The sequence below is a fragment of the Lapillicoccus sp. genome, assembly GCF_046595215.1.
GTDB lineage: Bacteria > Actinomycetota > Actinomycetes > Actinomycetales > Dermatophilaceae > Lapillicoccus.
This window is the reverse complement of the sequence record NZ_JBKJPP010000010.1, coordinates 36712-48040: the sequence shown is the minus strand read 5'-3', so window position 1 is coordinate 48040 and position 11329 is coordinate 36712. Positions and strand designations below refer to the sequence as shown.

The 11329-nt window shown below is 69.5% G+C and carries 13 protein-coding genes and 2 pseudogenes; 3 read left to right on the top strand and 12 right to left on the bottom strand.

What is annotated here, in order from left to right; translation table 11 throughout:
- Positions 1–709, bottom strand: a pseudogene (locus tag ACLL9L_RS00915) (L-erythro-3,5-diaminohexanoate dehydrogenase); the annotation flags it as partial.
- An 86-nt stretch (positions 710–795) separates the two neighbouring features.
- Here ACLL9L_RS00915 and ACLL9L_RS00910 point away from each other — a divergent pair.
- Positions 796–2241, top strand: coding sequence for a KamA family radical SAM protein (locus ACLL9L_RS00910; RefSeq protein ID WP_411282759.1), 1446 nt, complete (start codon positions 796–798; stop codon positions 2239–2241).
- A 17-nt stretch (positions 2242–2258) separates the two neighbouring features.
- Here the strand turns inward: ACLL9L_RS00910 and ACLL9L_RS00905 are convergent, their stop codons facing one another.
- Together ACLL9L_RS00905 and ACLL9L_RS00900 are read right to left on the bottom strand one after the other, a co-directional pair.
- The gene (locus tag ACLL9L_RS00905; RefSeq protein WP_411282758.1) at positions 2259–3110 is read right to left on the bottom strand and encodes an SDR family NAD(P)-dependent oxidoreductase; all 852 of its coding nucleotides are present in this window, start codon (positions 3108–3110) and stop codon (positions 2259–2261) included.
- Between the two features lie 5 nt (positions 3111–3115).
- Positions 3116–4621, bottom strand: coding sequence for a flavin-containing monooxygenase (locus ACLL9L_RS00900; protein ID WP_411282757.1), 1506 nt, complete (start codon positions 4619–4621; stop codon positions 3116–3118).
- Positions 4622–4782: 161 nt separating this feature from the next.
- Between ACLL9L_RS00900 and ACLL9L_RS00895 the strand changes: the two genes are divergently transcribed.
- Positions 4783–5070: a hypothetical protein gene (locus tag ACLL9L_RS00895; RefSeq protein WP_411282756.1), complete on the top strand. Its 288-nt coding sequence runs from the start codon at positions 4783–4785 to the stop codon at positions 5068–5070.
- A gap of 43 nt (positions 5071–5113) precedes the next feature.
- The gene (locus tag ACLL9L_RS00890) at positions 5114–5623 is read left to right on the top strand and encodes a hypothetical protein (RefSeq protein ID WP_411282755.1); all 510 of its coding nucleotides are present in this window, start codon (positions 5114–5116) and stop codon (positions 5621–5623) included.
- Between the two features lie 11 nt (positions 5624–5634).
- Here the strand turns inward: ACLL9L_RS00890 and ACLL9L_RS00885 are convergent, their stop codons facing one another.
- The 9 genes and pseudogenes from ACLL9L_RS00885 to ACLL9L_RS00845 form a co-directional block, all read right to left on the bottom strand.
- Complete coding sequence (locus ACLL9L_RS00885; RefSeq protein WP_411282754.1) at positions 5635–6111, bottom strand: Lrp/AsnC family transcriptional regulator; 477 nt, start codon at positions 6109–6111, stop codon at positions 5635–5637.
- A gap of 216 nt (positions 6112–6327) precedes the next feature.
- Positions 6328–6504, bottom strand: a complete 177-nt coding sequence (locus ACLL9L_RS00880) for a hypothetical protein (RefSeq protein WP_411282753.1) — start codon at positions 6502–6504, stop codon at positions 6328–6330.
- Between the two features lie 53 nt (positions 6505–6557).
- A pseudogene (locus tag ACLL9L_RS00875) lies at positions 6558–7327 on the bottom strand (ISL3 family transposase).
- A gap of 71 nt (positions 7328–7398) precedes the next feature.
- Entirely contained in the window at positions 7399–7542 is a 144-nt protein-coding gene (locus ACLL9L_RS00870; protein WP_411282752.1) for a 3-keto-5-aminohexanoate cleavage protein, read from the bottom strand.
- A 20-nt stretch (positions 7543–7562) separates the two neighbouring features.
- Complete coding sequence (locus tag ACLL9L_RS00865; RefSeq protein ID WP_411282751.1) at positions 7563–7967, bottom strand: nuclear transport factor 2 family protein; 405 nt, start codon at positions 7965–7967, stop codon at positions 7563–7565.
- A 5-nt stretch (positions 7968–7972) separates the two neighbouring features.
- Positions 7973–8719, bottom strand: a complete 747-nt coding sequence (locus ACLL9L_RS00860; RefSeq protein WP_411282750.1) for a hypothetical protein — start codon at positions 8717–8719, stop codon at positions 7973–7975.
- 11 nt (positions 8720–8730) lie between these two features.
- Entirely contained in the window at positions 8731–9414 is a 684-nt protein-coding gene (locus tag ACLL9L_RS00855; RefSeq protein ID WP_411282749.1) for a GntR family transcriptional regulator, read from the bottom strand.
- Positions 9415–9442: 28 nt separating this feature from the next.
- A complete protein-coding gene (locus ACLL9L_RS00850) occupies positions 9443–10456 on the bottom strand; it encodes a branched-chain amino acid ABC transporter permease (protein WP_411282748.1) in 1014 nt (337 codons plus the stop codon).
- Positions 10453–11325 carry a branched-chain amino acid ABC transporter permease gene (locus ACLL9L_RS00845; protein ID WP_411282747.1) on the bottom strand — a complete coding sequence of 291 codons (873 nt, stop codon included), beginning with the start codon at positions 11323–11325 and terminating at the stop codon, positions 10453–10455. The genes ACLL9L_RS00850 and ACLL9L_RS00845 overlap by 4 nt, the downstream gene beginning before the upstream one ends.
- Positions 11326–11329: the final 4 nt, after the last annotated feature.

Here is an 11329-nt window from a genome sequence, read left to right as displayed (position 1 = left end):
CGCCCGCCTCGCGCTCGACCGGCACGACCGCGATCACCCGCCCGGCTCCGGCGTCCCGCGCCGCGGCCAGCGACAGCGACCCCGACTTGCCCGCGCCGCCGAGCACGCACACCGTCGGTGACAGCCCGGCATACTCCCGGACGACCCGGGCGACGAGGGCCGGCGCCCCGCAGACGTCCATGACCAGGAGCGCGAGCTGGGGGTCGAGGTCCTCGGGGAGCACCGCCGCGATGCTGCGGCCGAAGAGGATCGCATGGCCCGCGGCGGGGACCTGCTCGCTGAGGCCGTCCCACCGCCGCAGGCCGTCCGTGACGAGCAGCGGGGTGAGGGAGAGCGAGACGAGGGTCGCGACGCGGTCCCCGACAGCGAGGCCGAGCGGGCTGGCGGGGCCGACCTCGGCGACGGTGCCGATCAGCATCCCGCCCGAGCCGGTAACCGGGTTCTGCATTTTGCCCCGGGCGGCGATGATCGCGCGGACCTCGTCGCGCACCGCGCCGCCGTTGCTCACCCCGCCGCGGCGGTGCTTCTCCGTGAGCTGGCGGTAGGAGGCGGCGTCGAGGTTGAGCGTGTCGAGGTCGATGCGCACCTCGTCGGGCCACAGCTGCGCGCTCGCGTCGAGGCGCTGGGCGGCCTGCGGCAGGGTCACCCGCTCGCCCGACGGGTCGAGGACGCGGTGCAGACCGACGGGGGACGACGGGCTGTGGGGCACAGATTCTCCTTGTTTTTCGCGACACGAGCGCACATCTTGCGGACAACGACAAGGTTGACAGGACGTTCTCCACTATCCTGTCATGTATGAGCACCGCGATCGAGCAGCCGTACCCCTACCGTCAGCGCGAGCTGGTCGAGCCGGACTGGACCCGGCTGGCCGGCTGGACGGGCGTCACCACCACCGAATGGGACGACGTGCAGTGGCAGCGCGCGCACTGCGTCAAGACCGTCCGCCAGCTGCGCGAGGTGATGGGCGGCCTGCTCACCGATGCGTTCTACGCCGACCTCGAGCGGGACCAGGCCGAGCGCGCGACGATGTCGATGCTCGTGCCCCCGCAGATGATGAACACCATGGTCCCGGCCACGGACTCCGCCATGCCGACGGCGGGCGCCGAGTTCACCTCGGCCTTCCTGGCCGACCCGGTGCGCCGCTACATGCTCCCCGTCTTCTCCGACCGTCGCACCGACTGGCCGAGCCACCCCTACGCCACCCGCGACTCCCTCCACGAGCACGACATGTGGGTCACCGAGGGGATGACCCACCGCTACCCCACCAAGGTGCTCGCCGAGCTGCTGCCCACCTGCCCGCAGTACTGCGGTCACTGCACCCGGATGGACCTGGTCGGCAACTCCACACCGCAGTTCACCAAGCTCAAGCTCGCCGGCAAGCCCGTCGACCGGTATGCCGCGATGCTCGACTACCTCCGGCGCACGCCGACGGTGCGCGATGTCGTCGTGTCCGGGGGCGATGTCGCCAACATGCCCTGGAGGAACCTCGAGGGGTTCCTCGACAAGCTGCTGGAGATCGACACCGTGCGCGACATCCGGCTGGCGACCAAGGCGCTCATGGGCCTGCCGCAGCACTGGCTCGCCGACGACGTCGTCGAGGGCGTCGGCAGGGTCGCGCGCCGGGCCCGCTCCCGCGGGGTCTCCCTCGCGATCCACACGCATGTCAACAGCGCCCAGTCCGTGACACCGGCGGTGGCCCGGGCCGCCCGCGCGATGCTCGATGCCGGCGTACGCGACGTCCGCAACCAGGGCGTGCTCATGCGGGGCATCAACGACTCCCCCGAGCAGCTGCTCGACCTGTGCTTCGCGCTGCAGGACCACGCCTCGATCACGCCGTACTACTTCTACATGTGCGACATGATCCCGTTCAGCGAGCACTGGCGGGTCTCCCTCGCGCAGGCCCAGCGGCTGCAGCACTCGATCATGGGCTACCTGCCCGGCTTCGCCACGCCGCGGATCGTGTGTGACGTGCCCTTCGTCGGCAAGCGGTGGGTCCACCAGCAGGAGGAGTACGACACCGAGCGCGGGATCTCCTACTGGCGCAAGAACTACCGCACCTCCATCGAGGGCAGCGACGAGACGGCGCTGAGCCGTGACTACGTCTACTACGACCCGATCGACACCCTCCCCGAGGCGGGTCAGCGGTGGTGGCGCGCACAGGAGGATGCTCACGCGACCCACGAGGCCGCCACCGCCAGGGCAGCCGCGAGTCGCGAGCTCGCCTCGGCCCAGCTCGGCTGATCCTCACCGGCCGGGCCTCACCTGAGCAGGCGAGCGGCCTTCGGCAGCATCCGCCGAACGCCGCTCGCCTGCATCCGGACCAGACCCCGCGCGACCGGCGGCGCGTAGCGGTTGAGTCGCCACAGGACCTGCGCCGTCGAGCCGACGGCGATGATCGCGGTGTCGCGCTCCAGACCGCGGATGGCGCGCTCGGCCACGAGGTCCGCGCTCATCAGCCGGGGCTGGACCCGGCGGATCTGGCGGCGCATGCTGAAGACCAGGTCACCGTCCGGGCCGCCGGTGTGGATGTTGTCGAGCAGTGGGGTGTCGACGAACCCGGGGCAGAGGACGCTTACGTGGACGCCCACCGCGGCCGCCTCCGCGCGGAGCGCGGTCGAAAGACCGACCACCGCGTGCTTGGTCGTCGTGTAGGGCAGCATCGCTGGGGCCGGGACCAGCCCGGCGAGCGACGCGGTGTTGAGCAGGTGCCCGGCGCGCTGTGCACGCATGACCGGGTATGCCGCGTTGATGCCGTTGATGACCCCGCCGAGGTTGACCCGCAGCGCGAGATCCCACTGAGCCTGGTCGAGCTGCTCGTGCAGGCCCCCGACGGCGACGCCGGCGTTGTTGACCATCAGGTCGAGCCGGCCGTGACGGGCCACCGCCTCCTCGACGAGGTCACGGACCGCTGCTGCGTCGCCGACGTCGACGGTGGCTGCGGTGGCCAGCGTCCCGAGGTCCGCGGCCGCGCGCTGCGCCTTGTCGGCGTCGACGTCCGCGACGATGACGCGGCTGCCCCGGTCGACGAGACGACGGGCGATGGCCAGGCCGATGCCCGACGCGCCACCCGTGACGATGCTGACCTGGGGGCGAAAGGTGGTGCGGGACATGGTGATCAGGCCTCTCGTCGGTGGGGCGTCAGGGTCCGGTCCGGTGCTGGGACGACCTCGAAGTGCGTGTCGTCGACCCGACGCGTGCGCCACCAGTAGCTCACCGTCGAGCGCGGCCATACGCTCGCGTTGTGGCCGAACTGGTCGAGATACCAGCTGTGGCAACCGGAGGTCCACACGGTGCCCCGGCTCCGCGCTGCCATCTCGGACGTGAACGCCGACTGGGCAGCCTCGGTGGTCACCCGCGGCCCGGTCCGGGAGCGGTCGACGCAGGCGAGGACGTAGTCGGTGGCCCACTCGATCATGACGATGACCGACGTGTGGCCGAGCCCGGTGTTGGGGCCGAGGAGGAGGTAGAGCTCCGGGAACCCGGCCACGGTGATGCCGAGGTTGGTCCGCGTGCCTGCCTGCCAGGCCTCGGTCAGGGACCGGCCGTCGTGACCGGTGATGTCGATCCGGTCGATGCTGCCCCGCACCGAGAAGCCGGTGCCGAGGACGAGGGCGTCCACCTCGTGGCGTCGGCCGTCGGCCGTGATGAGAGCGCCCGGCTCGACCCGTTCGATGGGCTCCGTTACGAGGACGACGTCGTCGCGGGCGAAGGCGGGCCAGTAGTCGTTGCTGAGCAGGATCCGCTTGCAGCCGATGGTGTAGTCCGGGGTGAGCCGGCGTCGCGTCTCCGGGTCGGGGACGGCGCGCTCGAGGTGGCGCCGGGAGCTGCGCTCGAGCAGCCCCAGGGCCTTCGGGAAGCGGGTGAAGGCCAGGACTCGGGACTCCAGCTCGAGGTAGGTCCGCCAACGCACGAGCCGCTGCAGACCGGGGACGCGCGTGAACGCCCGCTGCCGGCGCGCCGTCCACAGCCGGTCGCTCTTCGGGATGACCCACGCCGGCGTGCGCTGGAAGACGCTGAGCGACGCGACCTGCCCGGCCAGCTCCGGGACGAGCTGCACCGAGGAGGCGCCCGTGCCCACGACGGCGACCCGCTTGCCGGTGAGGTCGACCTCGTCGGGCCAGGCTGCGGTGTGCATGACCGGTCCGGCGAAGGTGGCGATGCCCGGGATCTGCGGCACGACCGGCTCGTGGAGCGCCCCCACGCCGAGGACGAGTGCATCGGCGGTCCAGCGCCGACCGTCCGCCAGCTGGAGCGACCATCGGGCGCTCTCGTCGTCGTAGAGCGCTGAGCGCAGGTCGGCGCCGAACTCGATCCGGCGCCTCACGTCGTAGTGGTCGGCGCAGTCGACGAGGTATCGCCAGATCTCGTCGGCATCGGCGAAGTCGCGGGACCAGCGGGGGTTCTGCCGGTAGGAGAAGCTGTAGAGCCGCGACGGCACGTCGCAGGCGCACCCGGGGTAGCGGTTGTCGCGCCACGTCCCGCCGACCTCGGTGGCCTTCTCGAAGACGACGAAGTCCTGAGAGCCGTCGCCCCGACGCTCGCGCTCGGCGAGCCGGATGGCCATGCCGAGTCCGGAGAACCCGGTGCCGACGATGGCGACGCGGACATGAGGAGCGGTCACCATGGCAAATTATCACCGCCGCACGAGTGCGGGGTGGGGACCGCCGCGGTCGAGCACAGAGTGTCCGTCCGACAGCACTCGTCACCATGCTGTGATCTAGTGGGGCGATGAATACTCTCCGATCCAGTCACTCCGGGAACGCCCGTCACTCCGGGAACGCCATGACCGGCCGCGCACGTGCTGCCTCCGTGCTCGTGCTTGCGGCCCTGATCGTGCCGACGATCGGTGTGGCCGGGGCCGCGGCCGCGCCGCCGAGACCGGGGTGTGGCTACGGCGACACCAACCACGCCCACCAGGCTGCGCCGGGTCAGGACCCGTTGAACCTTCGGCCCGGCAATGGCGCGGGCGACGCGAATCACCCGCACACCACCCCGCCCGGTCAGGCCCCCGCGAACGGCGGCGACCAGAGTGGGCCCATGCGCGGCTGCAACCCCGACCCCCGGGCCTGACGGCTTTTCACGTCTCGACCCCTCGACCCCTCAAGGAGATCCCGTGCGCCGTGCCGGCCTGCTCGCCACTGTGACCATGACCGCCCTGTTGACCCTCCCAGCCAGTCCGGCGCTCGCGGCGAGCCCCGCGATCCCGGCCAGTCCGGCGACCACCGCCGCCGCCCGCAGCGTCCACAGCGTCCACGGCGCTGGGGTGAGCTCCCTGCCCGACGACACCCGCCGCCTGTCCGTGGAGGGCAGACTCGACGGTGACGGGGCGGCCAGGGGGAAGCTGTCGTTCACCCACCTGAGTCGATCCGGTCTGGCGCGCTTCACCGCGCAGGTGACCTGTGTGCAGTTCAAAGCGGAAGGCAGGGTCGAGGTCAGCGGCGTCGTCCTCAGGGGCCAGACCGCAGGCGGGACAGCGCTCGACGGTCAACCAGTGGCGTTCACCCTCGACACGGCCGGTGCACAGCACTTCTCGCTTCCCAAGTTCGGAGCCGGGGCGGCTGGCTGCGGCGGCGGGCGGCCGGAGACTGTGCCCGTCACCCAGGGCGGGTTCCGGGTCCGCTGACGGTCACGGGATCAGTCGTTCGCGACCTCGGGGCCCGGGGGATGCCGACCCTCCCACGGCGTCGAGAGCACGACGGTGGTGCGGGTCCCGACGTTGGCTGCGGCACGGATCCGCGCGAGCAGGTCCTCGAGGGCCCGCGGCGTGGGGACGCGCACCTTGAGGACGTAGCTCTCGTCGCCGGCGACCGAGTGGCACGCCTCGATCTCGGGGATGTGGCTCAGTCGCTCCGGCACGTCGTCCGGCGCCGCCGGGTCGAGCGGCGACACCGAGATCATGGCGGTCAACGGGAGGCCGATCGCCTCGGCGTCGACGATCGCTCGGTAGCCCCCGATGACACCCCGCCCCTCGAGTCGCCGGACCCGTTGGTGCACGGCCGATGTCGACAGTCCGGTGGCCTTGCCGAGGTCGGTGAAGCTCATCCGTCCATCGGACGCCAGCAGGTCAACGAGGTGACGACCCAGTTTTCTCCACAGGAGCAGGCTAGCCATCCTCACGGTCTTCGACCGGGATTCGCCGGGCTATCGCACGATGGGCGCCATGGCCGCACCCCCGGAACGCCTCATGCTTGTCGGCTCGGCCAGTCCTAATCGCCGCCCAGAGGACCACGCTGGCGCGGCCCGAGGGTTGGGGGGATCCCGCCTACCCCCACCCTCCCCCTCCGGTTCGGCATGGGGCAGCCACCGGTTGCGTAAGCCCCTTCGGTTCTAGCTCGTCCCACGATCGGCATCGCGGCGCGTCAACTTAAGTCTTGTGACCAAGGCTAGGTGCTGCGTGAGTTCGACGCCCACGGAGAACTCGCCGTTCGGGGACTCGATGTCGAATTCAAGAGTGCCGTCCTCGCGCTCTTCCTCCGAGCGGACAGTCAGCGTCTCGCGGGACAACGACGAGTCCTTGGCCAGGACCCTGAACTTTGGGCTCTCCCGGCGAGTGTGGGTCATTCGGGGTGGGGTTCGTGAGCAGGGGCAGGGTGATGGGCCCGCAGGAGAGCATCACCACGGCGAGGGCCGCTTGGGCGGAGTGGAATCCGTAAGGCGCGGCGGGTCATCAGGCGGACGTGGTTGTTCAGTCCTTCGGCTCTGGCGTTGTTCACTCCGAGGGTGGGCGGGAGCGGGCGGCCTTGGAGCACCACCGATCGAGCAGCGCTGCGGGGTCGTCGGTGTCCAGGTAGCCGGCGTAGATGGCGCGGAACGCCCCCTTGAGGCTGTAGGCCCGCCAAACCGCGCCGCCTCGGGCGGCGCAGCTGGCTCAGGGTCGCAGACTGGTCGTCGGTGAGGTTCTCGGGTCGCTTGAGCAGGACCCAGCGGGCGCCCTTGACCCTCTTGGCCGCGTCCTGGTCGGGCAGGCGGCGCAGTTCGTTCCACGCCGAGCGGCGCACCACGTCCAGGGCGTCGGTGAGCAGTTGGACGCCGTGGAAGGGGTCGGTGCAGATCACCGCCTGGTGAGCGTGCCCCGGGGCGCGCACGCTCTTGTTGAACGCGGCGCCCACGTCATGCTGACCGCCTCGATCTGTGCGGCGCGTTCGGATCCGAGGTCATCGAAGAAGGCGTCCAGGGTGGCAGTGTCCTTGCCTGGGGCTCCCCAGAAGATCTTCTTGCTCGTGCGGTCAGCGACCAGCGTCAGGTAGTTGTGGTGGCGCCGCCAGCTGACCTCGTCCACCCCGATAGTGACCAGCCCGTCCAGCCGTGCCGTCGGACCGTAAGGCATACCCAGCGTCCCAGCCGGCGGCGATCGCCGTGCCGCCGGTCAGGTTCGACACCCACACCGGAACACTGCTGTCAGCGGTCCCGGCGTTGGCCCTGAGCGCCATTGCCCTGTTCGATCATCTCGTCGGCTGTCACCGGGATGCCGACAGACATCGACGAGGTGTGGATCGAGCCCGTGAGGGCGCACGAGATGATGGTCTTGTTGGCTCGCTTCATGTGGTGAGTCCTGTCTTGGCTCAGAAGTCGCTGAGGATGGAGTGCCGTAGGACCCGCCAGCGCGACCCCTCCCGAACAACGGCCTGCTCCAGGCGACCGCTCGCGGCGACGCTCGGAACGTGGTCCCCAGGTTCGAGCCTGAAGTAGTAGGCGCGGGCCGCGGTGACGCCGTCGTCGTCCGGACCCTCGACGATTAGGTTCGTCACGTGGTGTTTGGTCACGCGGCGACCGTCGGCGAGAGGTGGCGGTTGCCGAGTTGCGTAGAAGTCGCGCAGCGCGAGCGGATCAGTTGTGGTGACTCCGCCTGACGTGACGGTGGCACCTTGGAGGATGTCCATGACGGTGTCGAGGTCGTAGCCGTCGCAGGCGGCGAAGTAGCGGGCGAAGTGCTCGAGGAGCGAGGCGTAGCGGGCTGAGTCGATCATCGGGGTCAGACCCCTGCCGTTGCGGCAGCTCGCTGGGCGATCGTGACTGCGCCGACGGCGACGATGTCGCCGTCGGCCGCGTCGTAGATCACGGACCAAATCTGTTGGGTGCGGGTATTGGGGCGGGCGAAGTCTCCCGCGGCCTCGACCTGGCGCAAGTGGGTCACGAGCGGGACCTCGTCGGGGGTACGCGTAATGACGCTTCGGGTCACATCCGTAAGCACGGTGTATGTGTCGACGGTGACGACCCGGTTACCTGATTCCGGTGGTTGCTCCAGTGCGACAATCGTCCCCCAGCGCTGCATTCCGTGCTTCGCCGCGCAGGAGTGGGCCATGCCGTGCACGTTCTTGTCCGCAGCGGGAGAGCTGGTGAGAACCAGGGTTGCTCGGATGCCGCGCTGATGAGAGGACCGCAGAAGGGCTTGGCTGAGCGCGGGACCTACTGTCGCGTTGAGCGGGGCGACGGTTGCGTACTCGTACGAGTCGAGGTCGCCAACCTTGCCGGGCGGGGTCGTCGGTGCCCGAGCGATGGAAGAAGGTCGCGTGCTCGGGTCGCTCGACGTCACGCGCAGCATCCCCTCTGTATACGCGGCTGGCCGCTGACGTGGGTGGCCGGGATCCGCCTGGGTCCAGTTGCCTGCCGACGGTCTCCGGCTGAAGGTGTGCGGCTCGTTGACTTCCGCAGGTGCCTGTTCGAGGAAGGCAGCACCGATGCCGCTGGAAGCCTCGGTGACGAACAGGGAGGTGGCCATGGTGCTCCAGGTCAGGTGGCGTGCTTGAGCAGCACGTTGGTGGTGTGCGAGATGTGCTTGTTGAGCTCCTCGACGGCGGTGTCGGCATCACCGGTCTGAACGGCGTGGAAGATGGCGCGATGCTCGCCCGCGATGTCGCGGTGGATGTCGCCACCGATGGGTGATGACCAGCGACGGTAGAGATCGGCGGAGTCGCGCAGGGACTGGGCGATCTCTAGCAGCCGGGCGCTGCCGCAGGCTGAGATCAGCTGCTCGTGGAATGCCTTGTGCGCTGTGGCCCAGTCCTCGTTCATGGTGGGCGGCCCGAGCGCGTCGTACTGCGCGGTGTGCTCGAGCAGGTAGTGGGCGGCGACGAGGCCGGAGCGCCATCCGACGTCCCCTCGTTCGACGGAGCGGCGCAGCGCCAGCGTCTCGATGTCGAGCCGTACTGAGGTCAGGTCGAGGAGGTCTTCGCGCGAGATCGGGGTCACCGTGAACCCCTGCTGCGGCTGCGAGACCGCGAGTCCCTGTTCGGCGAGGCGGGTCAAAGCCTCGCGGACCACGCTGAGGCTGACGCTGTACTTCTGGCTCAGGACCGACGGCCCGAGCTTCTCGCCAGGGCGCAGCCGTCCGCTGAGGATGTCGCTGCGGACCGAGGAGTAGACCTCGAGAACTCGCGTCTTCTCCTTGCGGACGACTGCCGACGTACCAGCCACATTGACCCCTTGAGCTGCGTGAGGAGTCTTAAGCATGCTGCACCGCCGCCTCGACCGTCGTGCCAGGCCGACTTGGACCGCGGGGCGTACGACGCCGTTCGTTCCGGTGCGTGGCCCACGACCAGCCCTGCCGGATCAGGCCCACGATCCCGCCGGGCGCCACCGAGATGACGGTGATGATGAGGACTCCGCTCAGCAGCGCCTGGAGAACGGGTTGCCCGTCGAGGGCGCGGTCGACGAGGTAGTAGATGACGAAGGCCCCGATGATCGGGCCCCACAGTGTGCCCATGCCGCCGACAATGACCATGACGAGCGCCGTGACGACCCAGGTGAGGCTGAACATGGAGTTCGGTTCGATCGAGACCTGGTTGAGGGCGACTGCGCCGCCCATGAGCCCGGTGAGCAGCGCGCTCAGGACGAGGGCTCGTTGCTTCACGTGGCGTGGCGAGACACCGAGGGCGCTGGCGGCCGACTCGTCGTCGCGTACGGCCATGAGCCGTAGGCCGAATGTCGATCGCAGGACGAGGAACACGACGATGCACGTGAGGATCGCGAGGGCGGCGACGACCTGGAACTTCAGGTTTCGCCCTGGTACGGCATCGAGCGGGATGTTGAGGCCTTGGCTTTGTCCGGTCCAGTCCCAGGTGACCATCCAGGCCAGGGTGGCGAGGGCGACAGCCGACGAGCCGATCGTGAAGTAGACGCCGGATAGGCGCAGCAGCGGGAAGGAGAGCGCGTAGGCGATGACTGCCGAGACGACGCCTGCCAGTACGAGCGCCAACGGCCAGCTCAGTCCTGCCTTGATGATCAGCATCGCGGCCGTGTAACCACCCGCACCGACGAAGACGGAGTTGCCGAGCGAGAGCTGCCCGCCGATTCCTCCGATGATGTTCCATGCCTGGGCGACGCCGACCCAGATGAGCAGGCTCAGGATGATCTCCTGTGTGCCTCGTGACATGTGGCCCGGCAGGTAGAGCAGGACGCCGAGCAGGACCAGCCACCCGACGATGCCGGTGACGGTTCCCTTGATGGAGCCAATCATGCGACCCTCCTGACCTTGATCCGGACCAGCAGCCCTTGTGGCCGCAGGATGAGGACGGCGACGAGCAGCAGGTTGACGGCGATCGGCGCGTAGACCGGGCCGATGACTCCGCCCACGACCGCCGCGACTACCCCGACGGTGACACCACCAACAAGGGTTCCCGGGACCGAGCCCACGCCGCCCATCACGACGACGGTGAAGCCGAGGACGAGCAGGGGAAGCCCCCCGCTGGGGTCGACCGAGAAGGCCGTTCCGTAGACGATCCCGGCCAGGGCGGCGATCGCGGCCGCGGCCCCGAAGGTGAGGGCGTGCATGAGGCTGATGTTGACGCCCAACGTGCTGGCCGTCGCCGGGTCGACGGCTGATGCTCGCAACGCCGTGCCGAAGCGCGTGCGGGTGAGCACCAGCTGGGTTGCGACGATGACGGCGGCGGCCAGCACGAAGGCGATCAGGTTCACCATCTGGACGGTCACACCCAGGATGGTGACTCCGCTCGAGCCCCACGGGGCACTGAGCGAGAGGGGGTTCGTGCCGAAGCCGTAGGTGAACAGCCCTTGACCGACCAGCAGGAGACCGAACGTGGCGACCAACGGTGCCTCGACCGAATGCCCGAGCAGCCGCTGGAGGAGGAGCCGTTGGGTGAGCGCGGCGATGATGAACACCACCGGTCCGACCACGAGGAAGGTGAGCAGCGGGTCGATCGGCACCATGCGGGTGATCACGATGGCGACGTACGCCCCCGCAAGCACGATGATGCCGTGCGCCAGGTTGACGACTCGCATGATGCCGAAGACCAGCGAGAGACCGAGCGCGACCAGGGCGTAGAGACCTCCGAGGAGTGCTCCGTTCAACAAGGCTTCGGCGGACATGGCG